The organism is Pseudomonas persica (genome assembly GCF_900291015.1).
Taxonomy (GTDB): Bacteria; Pseudomonadota; Gammaproteobacteria; order Pseudomonadales; family Pseudomonadaceae; genus Aquipseudomonas.
On the sequence record NZ_OLKL01000003.1, the window covers coordinates 125,208 to 149,729 of the forward strand.

The 24,522-nt window shown below is 64.0% G+C and carries 28 protein-coding genes; 12 read left to right on the top strand and 16 right to left on the bottom strand.

Features of this window, described 5'->3' with window-relative positions; all coding sequences use genetic code 11:
* Nucleotides 1-37: 37 nt before the first annotated feature.
* Nucleotides 38-925, top strand: coding sequence for a lysophospholipid acyltransferase (locus FQ664_RS00595; RefSeq protein ID WP_144169994.1), 888 nt, complete (start codon nt 38-40; stop codon nt 923-925).
* Nucleotides 926-1,022: 97 nt separating this feature from the next.
* Here the strand turns inward: FQ664_RS00595 and FQ664_RS00600 are convergent, their stop codons facing one another.
* From FQ664_RS00600 to def, 5 genes are read right to left on the bottom strand one after another with little or no spacing between them, the layout of a single operon-like run.
* Complete coding sequence (locus FQ664_RS00600; protein ID WP_061550195.1) at nt 1,023-1,337, bottom strand: tetratricopeptide repeat protein; 315 nt, start codon at nt 1,335-1,337, stop codon at nt 1,023-1,025.
* Nucleotides 1,338-1,348: 11 nt separating this feature from the next.
* Entirely contained in the window at nt 1,349-2,722 is a 1,374-nt protein-coding gene (trkA, locus tag FQ664_RS00605; RefSeq protein ID WP_144169995.1) for a Trk system potassium transporter TrkA, read from the bottom strand.
* A gap of 23 nt (nt 2,723-2,745) precedes the next feature.
* Nucleotides 2,746-4,056, bottom strand: coding sequence for a 16S rRNA (cytosine(967)-C(5))-methyltransferase RsmB (rsmB, locus tag FQ664_RS00610; protein ID WP_144169996.1), 1,311 nt, complete (start codon nt 4,054-4,056; stop codon nt 2,746-2,748).
* Nucleotides 4,053-4,985 (bottom strand): methionyl-tRNA formyltransferase, encoded by a 933-nt coding sequence (gene fmt / locus FQ664_RS00615; protein WP_144169997.1) that lies wholly within the window; start codon nt 4,983-4,985, stop codon nt 4,053-4,055. Before fmt ends, rsmB begins: the two co-directional genes overlap by 4 nt.
* Nucleotides 4,986-5,045: 60 nt before the next feature.
* Nucleotides 5,046-5,552, bottom strand: coding sequence for a peptide deformylase (def, locus tag FQ664_RS00620; protein ID WP_144169998.1), 507 nt, complete (start codon nt 5,550-5,552; stop codon nt 5,046-5,048).
* 207 nt (nt 5,553-5,759) lie between these two features.
* Between def and dprA the strand changes: the two genes are divergently transcribed.
* The 3 genes from dprA (at nt 5,760) to FQ664_RS00635 (ending at nt 8,201) form a co-directional block, all read left to right on the top strand.
* On the top strand, nt 5,760-6,857 hold the full coding sequence (gene dprA / locus FQ664_RS00625; RefSeq protein WP_144169999.1) for a DNA-processing protein DprA: 1,098 nt from the start codon (nt 5,760-5,762) through the stop codon (nt 6,855-6,857).
* 42 nt (nt 6,858-6,899) lie between these two features.
* The gene (gene tsaC / locus FQ664_RS00630) at nt 6,900-7,457 is read left to right on the top strand and encodes an L-threonylcarbamoyladenylate synthase type 1 TsaC (RefSeq protein WP_144170000.1); all 558 of its coding nucleotides are present in this window, start codon (nt 6,900-6,902) and stop codon (nt 7,455-7,457) included.
* A gap of 444 nt (nt 7,458-7,901) precedes the next feature.
* Complete coding sequence (locus FQ664_RS00635) at nt 7,902-8,201, top strand: hypothetical protein (RefSeq protein ID WP_144170001.1); 300 nt, start codon at nt 7,902-7,904, stop codon at nt 8,199-8,201.
* Between the two features lie 362 nt (nt 8,202-8,563).
* Here FQ664_RS00635 and FQ664_RS00645 read toward each other — a convergent pair whose 3' ends face one another.
* Nucleotides 8,564-9,541: an NADPH:quinone reductase gene (locus FQ664_RS00645; protein WP_144170002.1), complete on the bottom strand. Its 978-nt coding sequence runs from the start codon at nt 9,539-9,541 to the stop codon at nt 8,564-8,566.
* Nucleotides 9,542-9,675: 134 nt separating this feature from the next.
* On the opposite strand from FQ664_RS00645, the gene hemF reads away from it, so the two are divergent.
* Complete coding sequence (gene hemF / locus FQ664_RS00650; RefSeq protein WP_144170003.1) at nt 9,676-10,587, top strand: oxygen-dependent coproporphyrinogen oxidase; 912 nt, start codon at nt 9,676-9,678, stop codon at nt 10,585-10,587.
* A gap of 25 nt (nt 10,588-10,612) precedes the next feature.
* A complete protein-coding gene (aroE, locus tag FQ664_RS00655) occupies nt 10,613-11,437 on the top strand; it encodes a shikimate dehydrogenase (RefSeq protein WP_144170004.1) in 825 nt (274 codons plus the stop codon).
* 137 nt (nt 11,438-11,574) lie between these two features.
* On the opposite strand, the gene FQ664_RS00660 is transcribed toward aroE, so the two are convergent.
* The 3 genes from FQ664_RS00660 to betC form a co-directional block, all read right to left on the bottom strand.
* Nucleotides 11,575-13,140, bottom strand: coding sequence for a SulP family inorganic anion transporter (locus FQ664_RS00660; protein ID WP_144170005.1), 1,566 nt, complete (start codon nt 13,138-13,140; stop codon nt 11,575-11,577).
* A gap of 114 nt (nt 13,141-13,254) precedes the next feature.
* On the bottom strand, nt 13,255-14,184 hold the full coding sequence (choX, locus tag FQ664_RS00665) for a choline ABC transporter substrate-binding protein (protein WP_144170006.1): 930 nt from the start codon (nt 14,182-14,184) through the stop codon (nt 13,255-13,257).
* A gap of 14 nt (nt 14,185-14,198) precedes the next feature.
* Nucleotides 14,199-15,716: a choline-sulfatase gene (gene betC / locus FQ664_RS00670; protein ID WP_144170007.1), complete on the bottom strand. Its 1,518-nt coding sequence runs from the start codon at nt 15,714-15,716 to the stop codon at nt 14,199-14,201.
* Between the two features lie 108 nt (nt 15,717-15,824).
* Between betC and FQ664_RS00675 the strand changes: the two genes are divergently transcribed.
* Nucleotides 15,825-16,724: a choline sulfate utilization transcriptional regulator gene (locus FQ664_RS00675; protein WP_144170008.1), complete on the top strand. Its 900-nt coding sequence runs from the start codon at nt 15,825-15,827 to the stop codon at nt 16,722-16,724.
* A 43-nt stretch (nt 16,725-16,767) separates the two neighbouring features.
* Here FQ664_RS00675 and FQ664_RS00680 read toward each other — a convergent pair whose 3' ends face one another.
* Nucleotides 16,768-17,385 carry an NAD(P)-dependent oxidoreductase gene (locus FQ664_RS00680; RefSeq protein WP_144170009.1) on the bottom strand — a complete coding sequence of 206 codons (618 nt, stop codon included), beginning with the start codon at nt 17,383-17,385 and terminating at the stop codon, nt 16,768-16,770.
* 52 nt (nt 17,386-17,437) lie between these two features.
* Here FQ664_RS00680 and FQ664_RS00685 point away from each other — a divergent pair, with 52 nt between their 5' ends.
* Nucleotides 17,438-17,770, top strand: a complete 333-nt coding sequence (locus FQ664_RS00685; protein WP_144170010.1) for a DOPA 4,5-dioxygenase family protein — start codon at nt 17,438-17,440, stop codon at nt 17,768-17,770.
* Between the two features lie 120 nt (nt 17,771-17,890).
* Here the strand turns inward: FQ664_RS00685 and trpA are convergent, their stop codons facing one another.
* A complete protein-coding gene (trpA, locus tag FQ664_RS00695) occupies nt 17,891-18,700 on the bottom strand; it encodes a tryptophan synthase subunit alpha (RefSeq protein WP_144170011.1) in 810 nt (269 codons plus the stop codon).
* Entirely contained in the window at nt 18,697-19,914 is a 1,218-nt protein-coding gene (trpB, locus tag FQ664_RS00700) for a tryptophan synthase subunit beta (RefSeq protein ID WP_015268451.1), read from the bottom strand. Before trpB ends, trpA begins: the two co-directional genes overlap by 4 nt.
* A 110-nt stretch (nt 19,915-20,024) precedes the next feature.
* Between trpB and FQ664_RS00705 the strand changes: the two genes are divergently transcribed.
* Nucleotides 20,025-20,921: a LysR family transcriptional regulator gene (locus FQ664_RS00705; protein WP_144170012.1), complete on the top strand. Its 897-nt coding sequence runs from the start codon at nt 20,025-20,027 to the stop codon at nt 20,919-20,921.
* Here the strand turns inward: FQ664_RS00705 and FQ664_RS00710 are convergent.
* A complete protein-coding gene (locus tag FQ664_RS00710) occupies nt 20,918-21,241 on the bottom strand; it encodes an ElaB/YgaM/YqjD family protein (protein WP_144170013.1) in 324 nt (107 codons plus the stop codon). The genes FQ664_RS00705 and FQ664_RS00710 overlap by 4 nt on opposite strands.
* A gap of 150 nt (nt 21,242-21,391) precedes the next feature.
* Here FQ664_RS00710 and FQ664_RS00715 point away from each other — a divergent pair, with 150 nt between their 5' ends.
* Complete coding sequence (locus FQ664_RS00715) at nt 21,392-21,607, top strand: dodecin (RefSeq protein WP_013970282.1); 216 nt, start codon at nt 21,392-21,394, stop codon at nt 21,605-21,607.
* Nucleotides 21,608-21,708: 101 nt separating this feature from the next.
* Nucleotides 21,709-21,930, top strand: coding sequence for a DUF1161 domain-containing protein (locus FQ664_RS00720; RefSeq protein WP_144170014.1), 222 nt, complete (start codon nt 21,709-21,711; stop codon nt 21,928-21,930).
* A 99-nt stretch (nt 21,931-22,029) separates the two neighbouring features.
* Here the strand turns inward: FQ664_RS00720 and FQ664_RS00725 are convergent, their stop codons facing one another.
* The gene (locus FQ664_RS00725) at nt 22,030-23,034 is read right to left on the bottom strand and encodes an LLM class flavin-dependent oxidoreductase (protein ID WP_144170015.1); all 1,005 of its coding nucleotides are present in this window, start codon (nt 23,032-23,034) and stop codon (nt 22,030-22,032) included.
* 196 nt (nt 23,035-23,230) lie between these two features.
* On the opposite strand from FQ664_RS00725, the gene FQ664_RS00730 reads away from it, so the two are divergent.
* Nucleotides 23,231-23,464: a DUF1161 domain-containing protein gene (locus FQ664_RS00730; protein WP_144170016.1), complete on the top strand. Its 234-nt coding sequence runs from the start codon at nt 23,231-23,233 to the stop codon at nt 23,462-23,464.
* A 101-nt stretch (nt 23,465-23,565) separates the two neighbouring features.
* Here FQ664_RS00730 and FQ664_RS00735 read toward each other — a convergent pair whose 3' ends face one another.
* Together FQ664_RS00735 and FQ664_RS00740 are read right to left on the bottom strand one after the other, a co-directional pair.
* Nucleotides 23,566-23,979, bottom strand: a complete 414-nt coding sequence (locus FQ664_RS00735; protein WP_144170017.1) for a PA0061/PA0062 family lipoprotein — start codon at nt 23,977-23,979, stop codon at nt 23,566-23,568.
* A gap of 55 nt (nt 23,980-24,034) precedes the next feature.
* Nucleotides 24,035-24,448 carry a PA0061/PA0062 family lipoprotein gene (locus FQ664_RS00740; RefSeq protein ID WP_144170018.1) on the bottom strand — a complete coding sequence of 138 codons (414 nt, stop codon included), beginning with the start codon at nt 24,446-24,448 and terminating at the stop codon, nt 24,035-24,037.
* Between the last annotated feature and the right edge of the window lie 74 nt (nt 24,449-24,522).

Below are 24,522 nucleotides of genomic sequence, written 5' to 3' on the forward strand. Positions count from 1 at the left end.
TTACAATGCGCGCCTTGCTGAAATAAGGAATTCGCCTGTGGAAAAGTTCAAGGGCGCCCTGATGGTCGGGGTGCTGCGTCTGTTTGCCAAGCTGCCCTGGGGCGCTGTGCAGCGCGTCGGCGCCGGTATCGGCTGGCTGATGTGGAAGATCCCCAACGGCTCGCGCAATGTCGTGCGTATCAACCTGGCCAAGTGCTTCCCGGAGATGGCCCCGGCTGAACGCGAGCAACTGGTGGGCCGCGCGTTGAAGGACATTGGTAAATCCTTCGTCGAAAGTGCCTGTGCCTGGATCTGGCCGCCGCAGCGCTCGCTGGAGCTGGTCAAGGAAGTACACGGCCTGGAAGTGCTGGAACAGGCCCTGGCTTCGGGCAAGGGCGTGGTCGGTATCACCAGCCACCTGGGCAACTGGGAAGTGCTGAACCACTTCTATTGCAACCAGTGCAAACCGATCATCTTCTACCGCCCGCCGAAACTGAAGGCGGTCGATGACCTGCTGCGCGAGCAGCGGGTGCAGATGGGCAACCGCGTGGCGCCTTCGACCAAGGAAGGCATCCTCAGCGTGATCAAGGAAGTGCGCCGTGGTGGCCAGGTGGGTATCCCTGCGGATCCGGAGCCGGCAGAGTCGGCGGGGGTGTTCGTGCCGTTCCTGGGTACCCAGGCGCTGACCAGCAAGTTCGTGCCGAACATGCTGGCCGGGGGCAAGGCGGTGGGGGTGTTCCTGCATGCCCTGCGGCTGCCGGATGGCTCGGGCTTCAAGGTGTTCCTGGAGGCGGCGCCGGAAGAGATGTACAGCACCGATGTGAACGTGTCGGCGGCGGCGATGAGCAAGGTGGTCGAGCGCTATGTGCGCGAGTACCCGAGCCAGTACATGTGGAGCATGAAGCGCTTCAAGAAGCGCCCGGCCGGCGAGCCGCGCTGGTATTGAGATTTTCACTGTCCCCTGTGGGAGCGGGTTTACCCGCGAATGCGTCGTTGAATCCAACATCGCATTCGCGGGTGAACCCGCTCCCACAGGGACCGCGTTAACCTGATGTCTTGTTGAGCTTCTTCAGGAATACGGTCATTTCTTTTTCGGCCTGCTTGTCGCCATGGGCCTGCGCCGCCACGATCCCCTCCTCCCAGGCCTTGCGCGCAGCCGCCAGGTCACCCTGCAGCTGGTGCGCCTTGCCCAGCAGCTTCCACGCAGCGGAATACTTCGGGTCCTGCTCTACACAGCGCGCCAGGTGCACCGCCGCTTCAGCGCCGTTACCTTCATCCAGCCAAGCCTTGCCCAGGCCGAATCTCAGCAACGGGTTATCCACACCCTTGGCCAGCATCTTCTCCAGCGATTCGCGCATGCCCTGTTCTCCTAGAAGAAAGTCAAGCCGACGTGGAACAGCTTCTCCACATCCCGAATATGCTTTTTATCCACAACGAACAGGATCACATGGTCACCCGATTCGATCATGGTGTCGTCGTGGGCGATCATCACTTCTTCGTCGCGGATGATGGCGCCGATGGTGGTGCCCGGCGGCAGGGCGATGTCTTCGATGGCCTTGCCGACCACCTTGCTCGACTTCGAGTCCCCGTGCGCCACCGCCTCGATGGCCTCGGCCGCGCCGCGGCGCAGCGAGTGCACGCTGACGATGTCGCCCCGGCGCACGTGCGCCAGCAAGGTGCCGATAGTGGCCAGCTGCGGGCTGATGGCGATATCGATCTCACCGCCCTGCACCAGGTCGACATAGGCCGGGTTGTTGATGATGGTCATCACCTTGCGCGCACCCAGGCGCTTGGCCAGCAGCGACGACATGATGTTGGCCTCGTCGTCGTTGGTCAGGGCCAGGAAGATATCGGCGTCGGCGATGTTCTCTTCGAGCATCAGGTCCTTGTCCGAGGCGCTGCCCTGCAACACCACGGTGCTTTCCAGGTTGTCGGAGAGGTAGCGGCAACGGGCCGGGCTCATCTCGATGATCTTCACCTGGTAGCGGCTTTCGATGGCCTCGGCCAGGCGCTCGCCGATCTGCCCGCCACCGGCGATGACCACGCGCTTGTTGGTCTCGTCGATGCGGCGCAGCTCGCCCATCACGGCGCGGATGTCCTTCTTCGCCGCAATGAAGAACACTTCGTCGTCGGCTTCGATCACCGTGTCGCCGCGCGGGGTGATGGGCCGGTCGCGGCGGAAGATGGCCGCCACGCGGGTGTCGACGTTGGGCATGTGCGCGCGGATCTGGCGCAGTTGCTGGCCCACCAGCGGGCCGCCGTAGTACGCCTTCACCGCCACCAGCTGGGCCTTGCCTTCGGCGAAGTCGATCACCTGCAGCGAGCCCGGGTGCTCGATCAGGCGTTTGATGTAGTTGGTCACCACCTGCTCGGGGCTGATCAGCACGTCGACCGGGATATGGTCATTGTCGAACAGCTCTTCACGGGTCAGGTAGGCCGACTCGCGCACCCGGGCGATCTTGGTCGGGGTGTGGAACAGCGAATAGGCCACCTGGCAGGCGACCATGTTGGTCTCGTCACTGTTGGTTACTGCCACCAGCATGTCGGCGTCGTCGGCACCGGCCTGGCGCAGCACCGTGGGCAGCGAGCCGCGGCCCTGCACGGTGCGGATGTCCAGGCGGTCGCCGAGGTCGCGCAGGCGGTCGCCGTCGGTGTCGACCACGGTGATGTCGTTGGCTTCGCTGGCCAGGTGCTCCGCCAGCGTACCGCCTACCTGCCCTGCGCCGAGGATGATGATCTTCATCCGTTACTCCCTATCTTTTGTTCTTATCCGCGCGAGGCGGCGATCTTGATCAGCTTGGCATAATAGAACCCGTCGTGGCCCCCCTCCTGGGCCAGCAACTGGCGGCCGTGGGGCTGGCGCAGGCCGGCTTCGGTGGCCAGGTCCAGCTCACGGGCGCCCGGGGTGCGGGCGAGGAAGGCATCGATCACTTCGGTGTTCTCGGTCGGCAGGCTGGAGCAGGTGGCGTACAGCAGCATGCCGCCCACTTCCAGGGTCGGCCAAAGGGCGTCCAGCAGCTCGCCTTGCAGCGCGGCCAAGGCCGGGATGTCGTCGGCCTGGCGGGTCAGCTTGATGTCCGGGTGGCGGCGGATCACGCCGGTGGCCGAGCACGGCGCGTCGAGCAGGATGCGCTGGAACGGCTTGCCGTCCCACCAGCTGGCAGTGTCGCGGGCATCGCAGGCGATCAGCTCGGCGTCCAGCTGCAGGCGGTCGAGGTTCTCGCGCACGCGGGTCAGGCGCTTGGCTTCGAGGTCGATGGCCACTACCTGGGCCAGGCCGGCTTCGGCTTCCAGCAGGTGGCAGGTCTTGCCGCCCGGTGCACAGCAGGCGTCGAGCACGCGCTGGCCGGGGGCCAGTTCCAGCAGGTCGGCGGACAGCTGCGCGGCCTCGTCCTGCACGCTCACCCAGCCTTCGGCAAAGCCTGGCAGGCCGCGCACGTCGCAGGCTTCGGCCAGCACGATGCCGTCACGGCTGTACTGGCAGGCGCTGGCGCCAACGCCCGCCTCGGCCAGCAGTGCCAAATAGGCGTCGCGGCTGTGGTGACGACGGTTGACCCGCAAGATCATCGGCGGGTGGGCGTTGTTGGCGGCGCAGATAGCCTCCCACTGCTCCGGCCAGAAGGCTTTAAGCGACTTCTGCAGCCAGCGTGGATGCGCGGTGCGTACCACCGGGTCGCGCTGCATGCCAGCGAGCAATTCCTCGCCTTCGCGTTGGGCGCGGCGCAACACGGCATTGAGCAGGCCCTTGGCCCATGGCTTTTTCAGGTTGTCGGCGCAGCCGACGGTCTCGCCGATGGCGGCGTGGGCCGGAATACGGCTGTAGAACAGCTGGTACAGGCCGACCAGCAGCAGCGCCTGCACATCGGCATCGGCGGCCTTGAACGGTTTCTGCAGCAGTTGCGCAGCCAGCAGGTCGAGGCGTGGCTGCCAGCGCGCGGTGCCGAATGCCAGGTCCTGGGTCAGGCCGCGGTCACGTTCATCGACCTTGTCCAGTTGCGCCGGCAGCGAGCTGTTCAGCGAGGCCTTGCCGCTGAGCACAGCGGCAAGGGCACGGGCGGCGGCGAGGCGTGGGTTCATTGGCCCAGCACCTTGCCGCTGGCGAATTTCTCGCGGCGGCTGTTGAACAGGTCACTGAAGTTCAGCGCCTTGCCGCCAGGCAGTTGCAGGCGGGTCAGGCTCAGCGCCTGGTCACCGCAGGCGACCACCAGGCCGTCCTTGCTGGCGGAGAGGATCTCGCCGGGGGTGCCTGCCGCTGTGGACAAGTGGGCGGCCAGTACTTTCACACTTTCGCCATCGAGGGTGCTGTGGCACATCGGCCACGGGTTGAAGGCACGGATCAGGCGCTCCAGCTCGACGGCCGGGCGGCTCCAGTCGATACGCGCTTCGTCCTTGTTCAGCTTGTGCGCGTAGGTGGCCAGAGTATCGTCCTGTACTTCACCGTGCAGCGAACCGTCGGCCAGGCCGGCGATGGCCTGGACAACAGCCGGCGGGCCCATCTGTGCGAGGCGGTCGTGCAAGCTGCCGCCGGTGTCTTCGGCGCTGATCGGGGTGGCTACCTTGAGCAGCATCGGGCCGGTGTCCAGGCCGGCTTCCATGCGCATCACGGTCACACCGCTCTCGGCATCGCCGGCTTCCACGGCGCGCTGGATTGGTGCGGCACCGCGCCAGCGTGGCAGCAAGGAGGCGTGGCTGTTGATGCAGCCCAGGCGCGGGATATCCAGTACCACCTGTGGCAGGATCAGGCCATAGGCGACCACCACCATCAGGTCCGGGGTCAGCGCGGCCAGTTCGGCCTGGGCTTCGGCGTTGCGCAGGGTCGGCGGCTGGAACACCGGGATGTCATGGGCCACAGCCAGTTGCTTGACCGGGCTGGGCATCAGCTTCTGGCCGCGGCCGGCCGGGCGGTCGGGCTGGGTGTAGACGGCCACGATCTCGTACGGACTGTCGAGCAAGGCCTTGAGGTGTTCGGCGGCAAACTCTGGAGTGCCTGCAAAGACGATGCGCATGGAGTTCTCACTTCAAAAAAGAAGAAGGCTTGCCGGAGCAAGCCTTCTGGAAGGTAGGGATCAGGCTTGCTGGCGGTGCTGCTTTTCCAGCTTCTTCTTGATCCGGTCACGCTTGAGCTGCGACAGGTAGTCGACGAACAGCTTGCCGTTGAGGTGATCGAATTCATGCTGCACGCACACCGCCAGCAAGCCTTCGCATTCCAGCTCGTAGGGCTTGCCGTCGCGGTCCTGGGCCTTGACCCGCACACGCAGCGGGCGGTCGACGTTCTCGTAGAAGCCAGGTACCGACAGGCAGCCTTCCTGGTACTGGCCCATGTCGTGGGTCAGCTCTTCGACCGTGGGGTTGATGAACACCCGCGGCTCGCTACGGTCTTCGCTGAGGTCCATGACCACGACCTGCTGGTGCACGTTGACCTGGGTGGCCGCCAGGCCGATGCCAGGGGCTTCGTACATGGTTTCAAACATGTCGTCGATCAGCTGACGCAGGGCGTCGTCGAACTCCGTCACCGGTTTGGCGATGGTGCGCAGGCGCGGGTCCGGGAATTCGAGAATGTTCAAGATGGCCATAAGGTCAGGCAGTCACTGTGCGTTCGGTTGAAAACTGAGCACACATAATAAAGGGAAACGGGGATTTCAGCACCTGGCAAAGCTCGGCTAGGGTTTCCAAGGGCCGCTTATGGCCCATTTGATGGACAGGTTGTCAAAGCGTTATCAACAAAGTTATCCACAGTTTGTGCCACGTCGATGGCCCCGTTTTGATCAAGGATGATCCTCATGCTGAATCACCATTCGTCGCCTCTTCCGCCTGCCGAGCTGGAGGCGCGATTACGCCTGCACCGGCTGCCGGAAACGGGATTGCGTCGCTTTAACACCTTGCTGGAGGCCTTTGGCAGTGCCTCGTCGGCACTGTGCGCACCGGCCGGTGCCTGGCGCGCATTGGGCATACCACAGGCCACCATCGATGCCCGGCGCAGTGCCGAAGTACGTGAAGGTGCACTGGCGGCAATGGCCTGGCTAGAGCACCCGGGCCAGCATTTACTGATGTTGGACGGCCCTGGCTACCCGCCACTATTGGCGGAAATCGACGATGCCCCTCCGCTGCTTTTCGTCGCTGGCGACCCGGCCTTGCTCGAGCGCCCACAGCTGGCAATTGTGGGCAGCAGGCGTGCTTCACCCCCGGCGCTGGACACCGCCGCGGCATTTTCCCGTTACTTGGCGCAGGCCGGTTTCACCATCACCAGCGGCTTGGCCGTGGGCATCGACGGTGCCGCTCATCGGGCCGCAGTGCAGGCGGGTGGCGGCACGATTGGCGTGCTCGGCACAGGGTTGCAAAAACTTTATCCACAGCGCCACAAGTCGCTTGCGCAAGCGATGATCGACAATGGCGGCGCGCTAGTTTCCGAGTACCCGCTGGATGCCGGGCCGCTGCCCGGCAACTTCCCACGGCGCAATCGGATCATCAGTGGCCTGTCGCTGGGCGTGCTGGTGGTCGAGGCCAGCCTGGCCAGTGGTTCGCTGATCACCGCACGCCTGGCCGCCGAGCAAGGCCGCGAGGTGTATGCCATACCGGGCTCCATTCACCACCCGGGGGCCAAGGGCTGTCATCAGTTGATCCGTGATGGCGCGCTGCTGGTGGAGAGCGTGGAGCAGATCCTGGAAAGCCTGCAGAGCTGGCAGAACCTGCCGCCTGCAGTTGTGGATAAATTCGACCATCCCCTGCTTGCCTTGCTACATGCCGCACCACAAACCAGCGAAAGCCTGGCCCACTGCAGCGAGCAGCCGCTGGCCGAGGTACTGGCGCAGCTCACCGAACTGGAGCTGGAAGGCCGGGTCAGCAATGAAGCCGGGCGTTGGTTTGCCCGCGCGGGCTAAGTACACTGCTCACAAGCAAGGCATATAGGCGGAGAGACAGCAATGGTGAGCAGTTTTCGTGTGCAACAAGCCGCACGTGAGATCCGGGCGGGAGCAGTGATCGCCTACCCGACGGAAGCGGTCTGGGGCCTGGGCTGTGACCCATGGAACGAGGACGCGGTGTATCGCCTGCTGGCGCTGAAGTCGCGGCCTGTGGATAAAGGCTTGATCCTGGTTGCAGACAATATCCGCCAGTTCGACTTCCTGTTCGAGGACTTCCCCGAAGACTGGATCGACCGTATGGGCAGCACCTGGCCGGGGCCGAACACCTGGCTGGTACCACACCAGGACCTGTTGCCCGAGTGGGTGACCGGTGAGCATGACACCGTGGCGCTGCGGGTCAGTGACCACCCGGTGGTGCGTGAGCTGTGCGCGTTGGTGGGGCCGTTGATTTCCACCTCGTGCAACCCTGGCGGGCGCCCGGCGGCGAAGACCCGGTTGCGGGTGGAGCAGTACTTCCATGGTCAGTTGGATTTGGTGCTGGGTGGGGCGTTGGGTGGAAGGAAGAACCCGAGTGTGATTCGTGACCTGGTGACTGGCGAAGTTGTTCGCCCGGGCTGATACCGCTGGCGAGGGCTTCGCCCTCGATCGCCGGCAAGTCAGCTCCCACAGGTACTGCACATGACTTGAAATCGGCGTGGTCGGTGTGGGAGCTGGCTTGCCGGCGATTGGGCTGCAAAGCGGCCCCAGAACCCCGCAGATTTTTCTGATTTTGTCTCGAGTGGCTGTCCAGCTTGCGGCTTGGGAAATATCCTACGAGCCGCGTCCTCTGCCATCACCTTCTCAGTGGGAACCTCTGCCCTTAGGCTTCAGCCGTCGCCGAATAACTTGGCGATCGGGTGTGGTAACCCGGATGTGCTTGGGGCGTCACAGCTATGGCAGCTGTGCGCGGGAGGCGTCATGCCTGCCGGGTGCGCCTCCAGCCCGGTTTACCACCTCGCGTACAGCTGCCGCCTAAACCGTGTGGTAACGGCCTGGCGCCAGCTTCAATGCCTGGAGCAAGCCATGAACAAGATAGTGCCCGATCCACCCCTACCCTGCACCTCCACCCGCCCCTTCGGCCGATGCGATGCCGGCCATGACCCGCTCTTCACCGTCAACCCGAACATTTCCGCCGAGGACGCTCTGGTCCACGTAGCCCTGTACCTGCGCAGCGCCTACGAGACCGGCTACAAAGCCCTGGATTACATGCGCGAAGAAGGCCGTGGCATGTTCTGGTCGAACCTGCATGCGATTGAAATGGCAGAGGGTGTGGTGGAGGCGATACTCGATGGCATCGAGTCGACACCGCCGCCGAGGAAGTAAGCCAGAGATGAAGAGGCAAGCTGGTCAGACACCTCACCTAGATGAGACCGTGCACTTGCTTGCAGGTCAAACAAATGCAAGCCGGCTTCGCGCGTCTATCGAGCAGCTCAATTCTATTGATAACCAGATGCTGTGGGAGCTGTCCGTTGAATCTTCAATGCCTGTACTGACGCAATCGCCGGCAAGCCGGCTCCCATAGGGATAGCACTGTACTTAAGGCAGACGCAGTTCTTGTGGGAGCGGGTTCACCCGCGAACACCGGCAAAGCCGGTGCCATGCACCGCGGTGTCTTCTTCGCGGGTAAACCCGCTCCCACAGGTAAAGTGATTGGCCCCAGTTCTTGGGAACCTGTGGGAGTGGGCTCAGGGGATCAGTACAGTCGACCCCACAGTCCTGCGCGCCGACAGCTCCGCCTGTGCCTTGGCCGCCTCACTCAGCGGATACCGCTGCTGGATATCCACAACCAGCTTGCCGCTACCAATCATCGCAAACAGGTCATCGGCCATGGCCTGGGTATTCTCGGCATTGTTGGCATAGCTCGCCAGGGTCGGTCGCGTCACATACAGCGATCCCTTCTGCGCCAGAATCCCCAGGTTCACCCCGCTCACCGCGCCCGAGGCATTGCCAAAACTCACCATCAACCCGCGCGGCTGCAGGCAGTCCAGCGAGGTCAGCCAGGTGTCGGCACCCACACCGTCATACACCACCGGGCATTTCTTGCCGTCGGTCAGCTCCAGCACCCGCTTGGCCACGTCTTCACGGCTGTAATCAATGGTTGCCCACGCCCCCAGCGCCTTGGCCCGCTCGGCCTTCTCGGCAGAGCTCACGGTGCCGATCAGCTTGGCCCCCAGCGCCTTGGCCCACTGGCACGCCAGCGAGCCCACGCCTCCGGCTGCGGCATGGAACAGGATCACGTCACCCGGCTTGACCTCATAGGTCTGCTTCAGCAGGTACTGCACGGTCAAACCCTTGAGCATCACCGCCGCCGCCTGCTCGAAGCTGATGTTGTCGGGCAGCTTGACCAGGTTGGCCTCCGGCAGTGTATGCACTTCGCTGTACGCGCCCAGCGGGCCGCCAGCATGGGCCACGCGGTCACCGACCTTGAGGCGGGTCACGCCATCGCCCACGGCCTCGACCACGCCCGCCGCTTCGGTGCCCAGGCCCGAAGGCAGGGATGGCGGCGCATACAGCCCGCTGCGGAAGTAGGTATCGATGAAGTTCAGGCCGATCGCATGGTTACGCACACGCACCTGCTGCGGCCCGGGCGGGGCAGGTTCGAATTCCACAAACTGCAGCACTTCCGGGCCGCCATGCTGGCTGAACTGGACACGCTTGGCCATCTCGCACTCCTGTCGTCGGGATCGGGAAAGGCCTTCTATCGGACGCCTTTGCTTGATCGCCGTCAACTGCGGCGCGCGCGCTGGCGGTGGTATGCTACGCGGCGAATTCTTCCCTGCCCGTTCCTGGTGACCCGATGACTAGCCGCACCGAGGCCGTGAAAGCCTACCTGCTCGACCTGCAAGACCGCATCTGCTCTGCCCTCGAAACAGAAGACGGCGGTGCCCGCTTCGTCGAGGACGCCTGGGTGCGCGAAGCCGGTGGCGGGGGCCGCACGCGGGTGATCGGCGACGGCAAGGTGATCGAGAAGGGCGGGGTCAACTTCTCCCATGTGTTTGGCGCCGGCCTGCCGCCATCGGCCAGTGCCCACCGCCCGGAACTGGCGGGCCGTGGCTTCGAGGCCTTGGGCGTGTCGCTGGTGATCCACCCGCATAACCCGCATGTGCCCACCTCCCACGCCAACGTGCGCTTCTTCATCGCCGAAAAGGAAGGTGAAGAGGCTGTCTGGTGGTTCGGCGGCGGCTTCGACCTGACCCCGTACTACGGCAATGAAGAAGACTGCATCCACTGGCACCGCGTGGCCGAGCAGGCCTGTGCGCCGTTCGGTGCCGATGTGTATCCGCGCTACAAGGCCTGGTGCGATCGCTACTTCCACCTCAAGCATCGTGGCGAGCCACGCGGCATCGGCGGCCTGTTCTTCGATGACCTGAACGAGTGGGACTTCGACACCTGCTTCGCCTTCATCCGCGCCATTGGCGATGCCTACATCAACGCCTACCTGCCAATCATCCAGCGCCGCAAGGACACTCCCTACACTGCGCAGCAGCGTGAGTTTCAGGAATACCGCCGTGGCCGCTACGTAGAGTTCAACCTGGTCTATGACCGTGGCACCCTGTTCGGCCTGCAGTCTGGTGGCCGCACCGAGTCCATCCTCATGTCGCTGCCGCCGCAGGTGCGCTGGGGCTACGACTGGAAGCCTGCGCCCGGCAGCGAAGAAGCGCGCCTGACCGAGTACTTCCTGCAGGACCGCGACTGGCTCGGCCAGTAAGCCTGTGGATAATCAAGGAGCCGTCATGGACCAGTACGTCGTTTTTGGTAACCCTATCGGCCACAGCAAGTCGCCGCTGATCCATCGCCTGTTCGCCGAACAGACTGGCCAGGACCTGGAATACGCCACCCTGCTGGCGCCGTTGGACGAGTTCAGCGATTGCGCGCGCGGTTTCTTCAAGCAAGGCAGCGGCGCTAACGTCACCGTACCGTTCAAGGAAGAAGCCTATCGCTTGTGCGACAGCCTGACCCCGCGTGCCCAGCGCGCTGGTGCGGTGAACACGCTGAGCAAGCTGGCCGACGGCACTTTGCAGGGCGACAACACCGATGGCGCTGGCCTGGTGCGCGACCTGACGGTGAATGCCGGGGTCGAACTGGCGGGCAAACGCATTCTGATCCTGGGGGCTGGTGGTGCGGTGCGTGGCGTGCTGGAGCCGATCCTGGCGCACAAGCCGCAGTCGCTGGTGATTGCCAACCGGACGGTGGAAAAGGCCGAGCAGCTGGCGCGTGAGTTCGATGGACTGGGGCCGGTGGTGGCCAGCGGGTTTGCCTGGTTGCAGGAACCGGTGGATGTGATCATCAATGCCACATCGGCGAGCCTGGCCGGTGAGTTGCCGCCGATTGCCGAGAGCCTGGTCGAGGCGGGGCGGACGGTTTGCTACGACATGATGTATGGCAAGGAGCCGACGCCGTTTTGCCAGTGGGCTGAGAAGCTGGGCGCGGCCAAGGTACTGGATGGGTTGGGGATGCTGGCTGAGCAGGCGGCTGAGGCGTTCTTTATCTGGCGTGGGGTACGGCCGGATACGACGCCGGTTTTGGCAGAGTTGCGCCGGCAGCTTGCTCGCGGCTGAGGTTGTTGGGGCTGCTTTGCAGCCCATCGCAGGCAAGCCAGCTCCCACAGGGACAGCACCGGCCTCAGGCCTTGTGATATCCCTGTGGGAGCTGGCTTGCCTGCGATGGGCCGCAAAGCGGCCCCAATATCTCAGCCTCACTCCTCAAACCGGATCGGACACAGCTCCACCCCTTCCAGCTTCTGCAATTCCTCGATCACCTGCGGCCTGGCCCGGTGCAAGGTCAGACTGCCCCCCGCTCGCCGCAACCGCCGCGCCTCACGGTGCAGCATATCCACACCCGAGTAATCGATGAAGTTCACCTGGCGCGCGTCGATCACCACATGCGGCCCCTGGCAGCGCTGCAAGCGCACCTGCAGGTAATGCGCCGCGCCAAAGAAGATCGACCCGCCCACCCGCAGCACATCCGCCTCCCCTTCACGGCTCTGCTGCACCCGTGGCCGTGAGGTGCGCTTCAGATAGAAGAACAGCGACGCCAGCACTCCGGCATAGATCGCCGTCTGCAGCTCCAGCAACAAGGTCGCTGCCGCCGTCAGCGCCATCACCAGGAACTCCGAGCGGCTGACCCGGAACAGCGCACGAATCCCCCGGTGGTCCACCAATCCCCAGCAGATCAACAGAATGCTGCCAGCCATCGCCGGAATCGGCAGGTGCGCGATCAGCCTGGCCCCGGCAACGGCGAACAGCGCCACCCACAACGCCGAGAACACCCCGGCCATGGGCGAGCGGGCGCCGGCGTCGTAGCTCAGCCCGGAGCGGGTGAAGGAGCCGGAAGACAGGTACCCGGAGAAAAACGCACCGACGATGTTCGACAGGCCCTGTGCGCGTATTTCCTGGTCAGCTTCGATCAACTGCTCCGAACGTGCCGACAACGAGCGGGCAATCGACAGGCTGGTGACCAGCCCGAGCATGCCTACCGCCACGGCGCTGGGCAGCAGGCGCAGGATCAATTCCACATCCAGCAAGGGCAGCGGGCTGAAGGGTGGCAGCTGGCCGGTGAACGCCGGCACCCGTGGCACATGGCCAAAGAAGCCGGGCAGCAGCCAGGCAAGCAGGCTGACCATGATCAGGCTTATCAACAAGCTGGGCCAGCGTGGACGCCAGAGTTTGAAGGCGACACCGATCAGCACTGTGGCCAGGCCCAAGATCAAGGAAGGCAGGTCAACCTCCCCGGCATGGCTGGCCAGGTCCTGTACGGTCTTCAGCGCCGTGGCCTGGCTGGGCAGGTCCAAGCCCAGCAGGTTGGGTAACTGGCCCAGGGCAATGACGACCGCGGCGCCCAAGGTGAAGCCGAGCACCACGGAATGGGAGACGAAGTTGACCAGTGCGCCGAAGCGCAAAAGCCCCAGCAGCAACTGGAAGATGCCGCCGAGGAAGGTCAGCAGCAGCACCAGGCTGACATAGTCGGCGCTGCCGGCCACGGCCAGCGGACTGATGCTGGCGTAGAGCACGATGGAGATGGCGGCGGTCGGGCCGCAGATCAGGTGCCAGGATGAGCCCCACAGGCAGGCGATCAGCACCGGCACGATGGCGGCATACAGGCCGTATTCGGCGGGCAGGCCGGCAATCAGGGCGTAGGCGATGGATTGCGGCAGGGCGAGGATGGCACCGCTCAGGCCTACCAGCAGGTCCTGGCGCAGGCTGCGGCCCGATTGGCGGGGGAGCCAGGTGAGGAAGGGCAGCAGATGAGTGAGGCGATGCATGAGATATCCAGATTTCCGAAGATGCACTGTCCCCTGTGGGAGCGGGTTTACCCGCGAATGCGGCAGTGAGGCTACCGACGCATTCGCGGGTAAACCCGCTCCCACAGGATCGATTTAGAGCTTGGTTTTTACTGCTTCGCTAGCATCCCCGCCACTTTTTGTAGTCACACCTGCCAACCACCCTTCCAGCAACTCGGGATGCGCCTTCAGCCAAGCCTTGGCCGCATCATCGAAGCTGATCTTCTTGTCCACAACCTCGGCCATGATGGTGTTTTCCATGTCCAGCGTGAACTTCAGGTTGCCCAGCAGCTTGGCCGCGTTGGGGCAGGCTTGTGGATAACCCTTGCGGGTCAGGGTATACACCTCGCCCTTGCTGCCAAACCATTTTTCCCCGCCGCTCAGGTAATGCATCTTCAGCTTCACGTTCATCGGGTGCGGGGTCCAGCCGAGGAAGGTGATGAACTGTTGTTTCTTCACTGCCCGGTCCACCTGTGCCAGCATCGCCTGCTCGCTGGACTCCACCAGCTTCCACTGGCCAAGATTGAACTCATTCTTGTCGATGATTTCCTTCAACGACAGGTTGGCCGGTGCCCCGGAGCCAATCCCGTACAGCTTCTTGTCGAACTGGTCGGCGTGTTTCTGCAGGTCGGCGAAGTCCTTCACCCCGGCATTCCACACATAGTCGGGCACTGCCAGGGTGAACTCGGTTCCCTCCAGATTGCGCGAAAGCTGCTGCACATCGCCGTTGGCGATGAACTTGTCATGAAAGCCCTGCTGCGCCGGCATCCAGTTGCCGAGGAAGGCATCGACGCGGCCATCCTTGAGGCCGCCATAGATGATCGGCACGGCCAGGCTGTCGATTTTCACCTGGTAACCCAGGCTTTCCAGCAGCAGCCGGGCCACGGCGTTGGTGGAAGCGATATCGCTCCAGCCGGGGTCGGCCATTTTCACGGTGGTGCATTGCGCGTCGCTGTCGGCGGCGTGGATCGTGGCGGTACCGAGGCTCAGGGCCAGGGCGAACACGGCGGCGGAGAACTTGTGCATGGCGGCCTCTCTTCTCAATCCAAGGGGGCGGGCTGTGGATAACGTGCCTTGCGCTCGAGGTCGTCGAGATCGATGTGGTTACGCATGTACTGTTGGCTGGCGTCGACCAGGGGTTGGTGGTCCCAGCTTTTCAGTTTGCCGATGGACAGCGCTTCGGCCACCAGGCGGCGGCGGCGTTGGCTGGCCAGCACTTGCTGGCGCAGGCGGGGTATATCCCAGCGTTGCTGTGCTTCATCGACAAATGCCTGCAGCAGCGCCTGGTGCTCCGGGCTGCCGGTGAGGTTCTCCTGCTCGTGCGGGTCGCGGCTCAGGTCGTAGAGTAGGCATGGGTCATCTTCGCTGTACACGAACTTGTACGGCCCGCGGCGGATCATCATCAGCGGGCCGACGGTGCCTTCGGCCATGTACTCGCCGATCACTTCGTCATGGCCGCCCTGCCCTTGCAGGTGGCCGACCAGCGAGCGGCCATCCAGGTGCAGGTGGTTATCCACAGCGCCGCCGGCCAGTTCGACCAGGGTCGGCAGCAGGTCGCAGGTCGACACCGAGGCGCTGACCCGGGCCGGCGCGAAGCGCTTCGGCGCGTGCACCAGCAGCGGTACCCGCGCCGACATCTCGAACCAGTGCATCTTGTACCAGAGGCCGCGCTCGCCAAGCATGTCGCCGTGGTCGCCGGAGAACACGATCAGGGTGTCGTCGGCCAGGTTGCATTCCTCCAGGGTCTGCAGCAGCAGGCCGATGTTGTCGTCGATGTAGCTGCAGGCGCCGAAGTAGGCACGGCGGGCGTCACGGATCTTGTCCACGGGCAGTGGCTTGTTCCACAGGTCGTAGACCTTCAGCAGGCGCTGCGAGTGCGGGTCGAGTTCTGCCTGGCCGAACTCGGCGCGAGGCATGGGGATATCCACACCCTCGTAGCGATCCCAATAGCGCCTGGGGATGGTGTACGGGTCGTGCGGGTGGGTCATCGACACGGTCAGGCAGAACGGCCGGCCATCGTTTTCGCGCACATGGTCGTACAGGTACTGGCGCGCCTTGAACACCACTTCCTCGTCGAAATCCAGCTGGTTGGTGCGCACGCACGGGCCGGCCTGCAGCACCGAGGACATGTTGTGGTACCAGCTTGGGCGCACGTCCGGCTCATCCCAGTTCACCGCCCAGCCGTAGTCGGCCGGGTAGATATCACTGGTCAGGCGTTCTTCGTAGCCATGCAGCTGGTCCGGGCCGCAGAAGTGCATCTTGCCCGACAGCGCGGTGCGGTAGCCCAGGCGGCGCAGGTAATGGGCGTAGGTCGGCACGTCGGCGGGGAAGTCGGCGGCGTTGTCGTAGGCGCCAATGCGGCTGGGCAATTGTCCGCTGACCAGGGTGAAGCGCGACGGCGCGCACAGCGGGCTGTTGCAGTACGCCGAGTCGAACACCACCGCTTGCTCGGCCAGGCGACTCAGGTTTGGCATCTGTATCGGCGAAGGGCTGTAGATTGGCAGCAAGGGTGCGGCCATCTGGTCGGCCATGATGAACAGGATATTCGGGCGCGTCATGGTGGCTTCCATCGTTGAGTGTTATGCGAACCGCTTGCCTACCAAGATGCGACTGTGGATAACATGGGTAAAGCCCATGGCGGGCAATGACTGGGATTAGCTGCACTTATGTTTGAGCATCTTGCCGAGTTGTCGCTGGATACCTTGCGTGTGTTCGAGGCCGCAGCCCGCTTGCGCGGTTTCACTGCGGCGGCACTGGAGTTGGGCACCACGCAGCCGGCGGTAAGCCAGCAGGTCAAACGGCTGGAGGCACAGCTGGGCACGCGCCTGTTCGACCGCATCTACCGGGGCATCGAGCTGACCGAGGCTGGCCAGGTGCTGTTCGAACAGGTGCATCAGGGCCTGCAGGCCATGGAGGACGGCATTGCCCAGGCCAGTGGGCGTGGCCAGCGCGAAGTGCTGCAGGTGGCGACCGACTTCGCCTTTGCGGCGTTCTGGCTGATGCCACGGCTGCAGCGTTTTCACGAGGCTTATCCACAGGTGGATGTGAGCCTGGTGACCGGTGAGCGCAGCCAGGGCATGTTGCGCCCGGACATCGATGTGGCGGTGCTGTTTGGCGATGGGCGCTTTCACCAGGGCGAGAGCCGCTGGCTGTTCGACGAGGAAGTTTTCCCGGTGTGCAGCCCCCGGCTGATTCATGGCAAACCCTTGTCAGCCGTGGCTTTGCAACGATTGCCCTTGCTGCATTTGAAGGGCGAGCAGGCTAGCCGCTGGTTTGACTGGGCAGGGGTGTTTCGCGGGTTTGGCGTGGCCAGCCCGCCGCCGCCGGGGCAGTTGCGCTTTGATAACTATACGTTGCTGATCCAGGCTGCGATTGCCGGGCAAGGGGTGGCGATTGGCTGGGGACACCTGGTGGACGGGCTGGTGGAGCAAGGGTTGCTGTGCCGGCCATTGCAGGGGAGTTTGCGATCGGAACGTGGGTATTACGCGGTCCTGCCACCACGCAAGCGGCGTGGGGCGCTGATCGAGCGGTTTGTGAATTGGCTGGAACAAGAGCGCAGCCGTTGAGATTTGGGGCCGCTTTGCGGCCCATCGCAGCAGCCCCGGCAATCTAGACCACGAAGTTCAGATGCTCGCCCCGGTGCAAATCCAGCTCCAGCATATCCACCATCCCCGCCGCGACCCTGGCCAGGTGCCGCAACGGTTCAGCCAACCCCGGCTCCAGCGTACCTTCGGTGCTGCGAAAATGCTCCATCCCCAACCCAGGCATCTCTTGCGGTGCATTGATCAGGGTCCAGTGCAACGTACTACGCTGCAGCACATCAACCACCTGATCCACACACTCCCGCTCCACCTCGTTGTACTTGCCCGGCTCATCCAGCACGTCGAAATCGCCCAGCAGCACCAGCCGGCGTATAGTCGTGCGCTTCAGCCCCGCCACCAGCGCCTCGCTCATGCGGGCTTGCCCTGGCAGGTCACCCGGTGCCAGCGCCGACAACAGGGCAATCACCGCCGAACCGCCTGCCGCGCCCTGCTCCGCCTGGTCGGCATCGCCCAGCCCGCCTATCTTGAAATGCAGGCCCGGGCGCGCGGCGTGGCGGTTGAGGTCGCCGACCACGGCGATGACTTCGTGCTGGCGCGACAGCAGCTCGACCATCAGGGCATTGCCCAGGCTGCTTTCAGGCCCGAACAGGACCAGTTTGAATACTGGGGTTTCGGCATTTTTCACGGCATCATTCCCCTTGCAGGTGATGATGATTGGACCGCAATCAGGAGTTATCGTGCAGAGGATCAAGGGTTACCACGCCCACGTTTACTACGACGCAGCGACCATGGAGCAGGCCCGTGAACTGTGCGAGGAAGCCTCGCGGCTGTTCCCCGTGACCATGGGGCGCATGCATCAGCAACCGGTGGGGCCGCACCCGGACTGGAGCTGCCAGCTGGCGTTCGGGCCGGAGGTGGTGGGGGTGGTATTGCCTTGGTTGGCGTTGTATCGCAAGGGATTGGTGGTGTTCATGCACCCGTTGACCGGGGATGAACTGGCAGACCACCGGGACCATGCGATCTGGATGGGGGCTGTGCGGCCGCTGAATTTGTCGATTTTCGGGGGATAGGCCTCTATAGCCTGTGCCGGCCTCTTCGCGGGTAAACCCGCTCCCACAGGTTTTGCACAGCCTTGGAGAGCGGCGCGGTTCCTGTGGGAGCGGGTTTACCCGCGAAGCAGGCGATGCGGTTTAGCGGCGGGCGCCGCGCACCCCTTCAGCCAGTGCCGAGCACAGGCTCAATACATCGTTGACTGCCTGCTCGGCAGTCTTGGCCTGGGCAATCTTGTCGACCAGCGCCGAGCCCACCACCACGCCGTCCGACAGACGGGCAATGGCCGCAGCCTGCTCCGGTGTACGAATGCCGAAACCAACGCTGATCGGCAGATCGGTATGCCGACGCAGGCGGGCAATGGCCTCGGTCACGTGCTCGGTGGTCGCCGAGCCGGCACCGGTCACACCGGCCACCGACACGTAGTAGACGAACCCGGAGCTGCGCTCCAGCACGCGCGGCAGGCGCGCATCGTCGGTGGTCGGGGTGGTCAGGCGGATGAAGTCGATACCCGCAGCCTGGGCCGGGCTCGCCAGCTCGGCATCGTGCTCCGGCGGCAGGTCGACGATGATCAGGCCATCGACACCCGCTTGCTTGGCTTCGGCCACGAACTTTTCCACGCCAAAGCGGTGGATCGGGTTGTAGTAGCCCATCAGTACGATCGGTGTGGTCTGGTTATCCACACGGAACTCGCGAACCATCTGCAGGGTCTTGGCCAGGGTCTGACCGGCTTCCAGGGCACGCAGGGTGGCCAGCTGGATGGCCACGCCGTCGGCCATCGGGTCGGTGAACGGCATGCCCAGTTCGATCACGTCGGCACCGGCTGCCGGCAGGCCCTTGAGGATCTGCAGCGAGGCGTCATAGCCCGGGTCGCCCGCGGTGACGAAGGTGACCAGTGCCGAGCGGCCTTCGGCCTTCAGCTCGGCGAAGCGTTGTTCAAGACGGCTCATGCCTGTTTCTCCTGGGCGGCCATGTGGTTCATGACGGTTTGCATGTCTTTGTCGCCGCGGCCCGACAGGCACACGACCATCAGGTGGTCCTTGGGCAGCTTCGGTGCGCGTTTGATCGCCTCGGCCAGGGCATGGGAGCTTTCCAGGGCCGGAATGATGCCTTCCAGGCGGCAGGTGGCGTGGAACGCATCCAGCGCTTCGTCGTCGGTGATGCTGACGTACTCGACACGCTTCACTTCGTGCAGGTAGGCGTGCTCCGGGCCGATGCCCGGGTAGTCCAGGCCGGCGGAAATCGAGTGGGCGTCGGTGATCTGGCCGTCTTCGTCCTGCAGCAGGTAGGTGCGGTTGCCGTGCAGCACGCCCGGTACGCCGCCGTTCAGGCTGGCGGCGTGCTTGTCGGTGTGCACGCCGTGGCCACCGGCTTCCACGCCGATGATCTGCACGCTTGGCTCTTCGAGGAATTCATGGAACAGGCCCATGGCGTTGGAGCCGCCACCGACGCAGGCAACCAGGCTGTCTGGCAGGCGGCCTTCCTTTTCCTGCAGCTGGGCGCGGGTTTCCTTGCCGATGATCGACTGGAAGTCGCGGACCATGGCCGGGTACGGGTGCGGGCCGGCCACGGTGCCGATCAGGTAGAAGGTGTCTTCGACGTTGGTGACCCAGTCGCGCAGTGCCTCGTTCATGGCGTCCTTCAGGGTGCCGGTGCCGGCGGTGACCGGGACGATCTCGGCGCCCAGCAGCTTCATGCGGAACACGTTGGCTTGCTGGCGCTCGATGTCGGTGGCGCCCATGTAGATCACGCAAGGCAGGCCGAAGCGCGCGGCAACGGTGGCAGTGGCCACGCCGTGCATGCCAGCGCCGGTTTCGGCGATCAGGCGCTTCTTGCCCATGCGCTTGGCCAGCAGCACCTGGCCGATGCAGTTGTTTACCTTGTGCGCGCCGGTGTGGTTGAGCTCTTCACGCTTGAAGAAGATTTTCGCGCCGCCGCAGTGCTCGGTCAGGCGCTCGGCGAAGTACAGCGGGTTGGGGCGGCCGATGTAGTCGCGCTGGAAGTAGGCCAGCTCTTCGAGGAACTTGGGGTCTGCCTTGGCCGCTTCATATTCGCGGGCCAGGTCCAGCACCAGTGGCATCAGGGTTTCGGCCACGTAGCGGCCACCGAACGAACCGAACAGGCCGTTGGCGTCGGGGCCGGGGCGGTATTGGGACTGGGTCATGGGGCGCTCCAGGGCGTAATGAATGAGTGATGGGCTTTACTCTAACCACGGCAAGCCCGGCTGAAAACCGATAAGATTGCGCAAACTTGTCAGAAAAGCTCACAGATAAAATGGCCCACGACCTCCCTCCCCTCAACGCCCTGCGGGCCTTTGAGGCCACCGCGCGACTTAATAGCGTCAGCCAGGCGGCCGAAGCGTTGCACGTCACCCATGGCGCCGTCAGCCGGCAGATCAAGGTGCTCGAGGAGCACCTGGGCGTCGCGCTGTTCGTGAAGGACGGGCGTGGCATCAAACTCACAGATGCCGGTGTGCGTCTGCGCGATGCCAGTGGCGAAGCCTTCGACCGGCTGCGTAGCGTGTGTGCCGAGCTCAGCCACGATGTCAGCGAGGCGCCGTTCGTGCTGGGCTGCTCGGGCAGCCTGCTGGCGCGCTGGTTCATCCCGCGGTTGGGGCGGCTGCAGGCGGACCTGCCTGAGCTGCGCCTGCACCTGTCGGCGGGTGAAGGCGACCTCGACCCGCGGCGGCCTGGGCTGGATGCGCTGTTGGTGTATGCAGAGCCGCCATGGCCGGCGGACATGCAGGTGCATGTGCTGGTCGAGGAGCGCATCGGGCCGGTGCTCAGCCCGCATTTCGCCGGTTTCCAGCGCTTGCAGGGCGCGCCGGCCAAGGCCTTGCTGGGCGAGGCCTTGCTGCACACCACCTCGCGCCCGCAGGCTTGGCCGACCTGGGCGCTGGAGCAGGGACTGGAGCCGGCGGCCCTCCACTATGGCCAGGCTTTCGAGCACCTGTATTACCTGCTGGAAGCGGCCGTGGCCGGGCTGGGTGTGGCAATTGCGCCGCAGCCGCTGGTCGCCGATGACCTGCGGGCGGGCCGTTTGAGCGCACCGTGGGGCTTTTCACCTACCCGCGCGGCGCTGGCGTTATGGGTGCCCAGGCGCGCCGCGGACGGGCGCGCCGAGCAGTTGGCGCAGTGGCTACGGGCGGAACTGGCGCGGCAGAGCGCCTAGTTGCGTTTGCACATCAGGTACGCTGCCAGCAGGCCCAGCGCGCCAATGGCAACGCCGGCGGTGGTATACGGGTGTTCCTGGGCATAGTCGCGGGTGGCGATGCCGGTCTGGCGGGTGCGATGCTTCACTTCCTCGTAGGCATCGCTCAGCAGGTGGCGCGAATGACGCAGGGCACTTTCGGCGTTGCTGCGGATTGCCTTCACCGACTTCTGGGATTCCTCCGACGCATCATGCTTGAGGTTTTCCAGGCTTTTCAGAAGGCTCTCGATCTCCGCTTCCATGCTTTCCAGGGACGTTCTACGCAGCGAATGGCGGTGCATGTTGACTCTCCTTTGCAGTATGGACTGTAAGGATTGCGACCTTTGGCCGGCGTGAAAGTGCGATCGAACTTTTGCCCACGGTGACGGCTCGCAGGTAAACCCGGCCTGCGCTGCTAGGCTGAACCTCACCGTTATCCAAGGAGAGCGCTCATGACCGATCATCACACTTACAAGAAGATCGAACTGGTGGGGTCTTCGACCACCAGTATCGAAGAGGCGATCAACAATGCCCTGGCCGAAGCCGGCAAGAGCATCAAGCACCTGGAGTGGTTCGAAGTGATAGATACCCGTGGCCATATCCGCGACAACAAGGCGGCGCATTTTCAGGTCACGCTGAAGGTCGGCTTCCGTATCGCCAACAGCTGAAACACTGCCGGGCTGGATGAGCCCGGCATGATGGGGTATTCAGGAAGGGGGCGCCTTGGCCGGCGCCCTTTCTGATTTCATCTGCACAAGGAAAGCGAGTGATGAACAAACTGATTCTGGCGCTGGGCCTGATGACCCTGGCTGGTGGTGCACTGGCAGCGGGCAAGCCGTGCGAGGAGCTCAAGGCGGAAATTGCGGCGAAGCTGGATGCCAAGGGGGTTACCGGCTACAAGCTGGAGATCGTCGACAAGGGCGAGCCGGCTGGCAAGGTGATTGGTAGCTGTGAGGCGGGTACCAAGGAGATTGTGTACCGGCGCGGCTGATGCGGTGGCTTCTTCGCGGGTAAACCCGCTCGCACAGGGATATCACAGGGCCTGAGCCTGGCGCCGTACCTGTGGGAGCGGGTTTACCCGCGAAGAAGGTCACTCGGTCTTGAGAGCCTGCGCCATCAGTTCATAGGACCGGATCCGGTCGGCATGCTCATACAGGTCACAGGTAAAGATCAGCTCATCCGCGCCGGTCTGCTCCAGCAGCACTTCCACCTTGGCCCGCACCTTCTGCGGGCTGCCGATCATCGCCAGGCCGAGGAAGCTGCCCACCGCATCCCGCTCATGGGGCAGCCACAGGCCATCCATGCTTTCCACTGGCGGCTTCTGCATCAGGCTCTGCCCGCGAATCAGCGCGAGGATGCGCTGGTACACCGAAGTGGCCAGGTACTCGGCCTTTTCATCGGTTTCCGCCACCACCATGGGGACGCCGAGCATCACATACGGCTTGTCCAGCGTGGTCGAGGGCTTGAAGTGGTTGCGGTACACGCGGATCGCCTCGTGCATGTAGCGCGGCGCAAAGTGCGAGGCGAAGGCGTAGGGCATGCCGCGCATGCCGGCCAGCTGGGCGCTGAACAGGCTGGAACCGAGCAGCCACATCGGCACGTCGGTATCGTGCCCTGGCACGGCGATCACTTTTTGATCATCAGTACGTGGGCCGAGGTAGCGCGACAGTTCCTCGACATCGTCCGGGAAGTCATCCGGGCCACCGGCGCGGTCGCGGCGCAGCGCGTAGGCGGTCATCTGGTCGGAACCCGGCGCGCGGCCCAAGCCCAGGTCGATGCGCCCCGGGTACAGGCTGGCCAGGGTGCCGAACTGCTCGGCGATCACCAGCGGCGCATGGTTGGGCAGCATGACCCCGCCAGAGCCCACGCGAATGCTCGAGGTACCACCGGCCAGGTAGCCGATCAGCACCGCAGTCGCCGAACTGGCGATGCCGTCCATGTTGTGGTGCTCGGCCACCCAGAAGCGGTTGTAGCCAAAGCGCTCGACGTGCTGCGCCAGGTCCAGCGAGTTGCGCAGCGACTGCGCCGGGCCGGTGTCGGCGCGCACCGGCACCAGGTCGAGGGTGGAAATCTTCAGGTCACGCAGCTGCGTCATGGAGCCTCCGCAAAGGTATTTGGCCACAGGCCTTTTGAACTCTGTATGGGCACATTCGACGGATTCAATGCTTGCCTTGCGATTCCGAACTTGCCGTAGGCGGTTGGCCTCGGATTGGGGGAAGCGGTGCAATGAGAGCGGTTTGCTGTAGTCTAAACCGCGTCGGCAGCACCACTGCCCTTTCAGGAGCCGTTTCATGATTCGCGTAGCAATCGCCGTGTTGGCTTCCCTGGTCGCCACGTCTGCGCTGGCGGCGGTCAAGCCGTGTGAGGAGCTTAAAGCCGAGATCGAGGCGAAGATCCAGGCACAGGGGGTTTCGTCCTATACCCTGGAGATCGTGCCCAACAGCGAGGTCAAGGACCAGAACATGGTCGTCGGGACCTGTGATGGCGGGACCAGGAAGATCATTTACCAGAAGAATGATCAGTAGGTTTCAAGGCCCGATCGCCGACAAACCAATACCCACAGAGGGCTACTTCGCTCTTTGTGGGCGCTGCCTTGCCGGCGATCGGGCTGCGCAGCAGCCCCAGGTCAGGGAATGCAGAACACCTCGCTAGGCTCGTTCACCACCACCTTGCGGCTGCCGTCATACAGCAGCACCTGCGGCTCCATCACCGGCGCCCGTGCCTCCAGGCGGTAGCGTTCACCGGCCCTGAAGTCGTCAAAGCGTACGGTCAGGTAGCAGGTGCGGTCCCTGGGCTGGGTCATGAGGCCGCCACCGTAGATCTCGTAATCGAAGCGCACGACGAGTTCGTGCTTGCCCGGCGTTACCTGGAAGTAGCGGCCATCATCCAGGCGCTGGCCGTCGAGGCGGTCGGCCATGATCATTCTGCCGGGCGTCATGGTGTACAGGTCGACCCAGGCCTGCTTGGGGTCGACGGGCGGCAAGGGGCTGGCGCAAGCCCCCAGTGCACTGAGGGCGATCAGCATCATGGGCTGGCGCATGGCAAGACTCCCGCTTGCGATTTACACGCTACAAGCATAGCGCCGTTTGTGCGGTTCAGGTGCGCTGGCAGCCTGCAGGCAAGCCCTGACCAACCAGTTTTTGTTGATGGTCGTAGAGTTTGATCCAGGGGCGGAAACCGATGCTGCCAGCCTGCAGCTGGTAGCGTTGGCCGGCGCTGAAGTCCTTGAAGGTCAGCTTGACCTGGCAATCACGCCACAGCGGCTCGTCGACCGGCCCGATGTTGCTGGGGGTAACCGGGAATTGATAGCGCACAGTCAGCTCATGGCTGCCGGGCTGCACTTCGAAATAGCGGCTGTCGGCCCAGTCGCGTTCATCTACCTGCACGGCGTGCAGCGAGGTATTGTCGTAGGGCGTGAGGTCGACCCAGGCCTGGTTCGGGTCCGGGTCTGGCAAGGTCGAACAGGCGGATATCAGCAGCAGTGAGCCGGTGACCAACAGTGCACGCATGGCGAAACGCCCCCTTGGCGAGATAGTCTTGGAGTGAATCGGCCTTGAGCGAGTCAGACAGTCCCGGATGCTTC

Excerpts from the sequence above, each read along its gene's own strand:
- trkA (WP_144169995.1), bottom strand. The coding sequence starts at position 2,722 with ATGAAGATCATCATCCTCGGCGCAGGGCAGGTAGGCGGTACGCTGGCG.
- FQ664_RS00645 (WP_144170002.1), bottom strand. The coding sequence starts at position 9,541 with ATGGCCAAGCGTGTCCAGTTCAGCCAGCATGGCGGCCCGGAAGTGCTG.
- betC (WP_144170007.1), bottom strand. The coding sequence starts at position 15,716 with ATGACGCGCCCGAATATCCTGTTCATCATGGCCGACCAGATGGCCGCA.
- trpB (WP_015268451.1), bottom strand. The coding sequence starts at position 19,914 with ATGACCCAGTCCCAATACCGCCCCGGCCCCGACGCCAACGGCCTGTTC.
- trpA (WP_144170011.1), bottom strand. The coding sequence starts at position 18,700 with ATGAGCCGTCTTGAACAACGCTTCGCCGAGCTGAAGGCCGAAGGCCGC.
- fmt (WP_144169997.1), bottom strand. The coding sequence starts at position 4,985 with ATGCGCATCGTCTTTGCAGGCACTCCAGAGTTTGCCGCCGAACACCTC.
- dprA (WP_144169999.1), top strand. The coding sequence starts at position 5,760 with ATGCTGAATCACCATTCGTCGCCTCTTCCGCCTGCCGAGCTGGAGGCG.
- FQ664_RS00740 (WP_144170018.1), bottom strand. The coding sequence starts at position 24,448 with ATGCGTGCACTGTTGGTCACCGGCTCACTGCTGCTGATATCCGCCTGT.
- FQ664_RS00710 (WP_144170013.1), bottom strand. The coding sequence starts at position 21,241 with ATGCACCGCCATTCGCTGCGTAGAACGTCCCTGGAAAGCATGGAAGCG.
- hemF (WP_144170003.1), top strand. The coding sequence starts at position 9,676 with ATGACTAGCCGCACCGAGGCCGTGAAAGCCTACCTGCTCGACCTGCAA.
- FQ664_RS00635 (WP_144170001.1), top strand. The coding sequence starts at position 7,902 with ATGAACAAGATAGTGCCCGATCCACCCCTACCCTGCACCTCCACCCGC.
- FQ664_RS00735 (WP_144170017.1), bottom strand. The coding sequence starts at position 23,979 with ATGCGCCAGCCCATGATGCTGATCGCCCTCAGTGCACTGGGGGCTTGC.
- FQ664_RS00720 (WP_144170014.1), top strand. The coding sequence starts at position 21,709 with ATGAACAAACTGATTCTGGCGCTGGGCCTGATGACCCTGGCTGGTGGT.
- aroE (WP_144170004.1), top strand. The coding sequence starts at position 10,613 with ATGGACCAGTACGTCGTTTTTGGTAACCCTATCGGCCACAGCAAGTCG.
- FQ664_RS00600 (WP_061550195.1), bottom strand. The coding sequence starts at position 1,337 with ATGCGCGAATCGCTGGAGAAGATGCTGGCCAAGGGTGTGGATAACCCG.
- FQ664_RS00730 (WP_144170016.1), top strand. The coding sequence starts at position 23,231 with ATGATTCGCGTAGCAATCGCCGTGTTGGCTTCCCTGGTCGCCACGTCT.
- FQ664_RS00660 (WP_144170005.1), bottom strand. The coding sequence starts at position 13,140 with ATGCATCGCCTCACTCATCTGCTGCCCTTCCTCACCTGGCTCCCCCGC.
- FQ664_RS00675 (WP_144170008.1), top strand. The coding sequence starts at position 15,825 with ATGTTTGAGCATCTTGCCGAGTTGTCGCTGGATACCTTGCGTGTGTTC.
- FQ664_RS00725 (WP_144170015.1), bottom strand. The coding sequence starts at position 23,034 with ATGACGCAGCTGCGTGACCTGAAGATTTCCACCCTCGACCTGGTGCCG.
- FQ664_RS00715 (WP_013970282.1), top strand. The coding sequence starts at position 21,392 with ATGACCGATCATCACACTTACAAGAAGATCGAACTGGTGGGGTCTTCG.
- FQ664_RS00705 (WP_144170012.1), top strand. The coding sequence starts at position 20,025 with ATGGCCCACGACCTCCCTCCCCTCAACGCCCTGCGGGCCTTTGAGGCC.
- choX (WP_144170006.1), bottom strand. The coding sequence starts at position 14,184 with ATGCACAAGTTCTCCGCCGCCGTGTTCGCCCTGGCCCTGAGCCTCGGT.
- rsmB (WP_144169996.1), bottom strand. The coding sequence starts at position 4,056 with ATGAACCCACGCCTCGCCGCCGCCCGTGCCCTTGCCGCTGTGCTCAGC.
- def (WP_144169998.1), bottom strand. The coding sequence starts at position 5,552 with ATGGCCATCTTGAACATTCTCGAATTCCCGGACCCGCGCCTGCGCACC.
- tsaC (WP_144170000.1), top strand. The coding sequence starts at position 6,900 with ATGGTGAGCAGTTTTCGTGTGCAACAAGCCGCACGTGAGATCCGGGCG.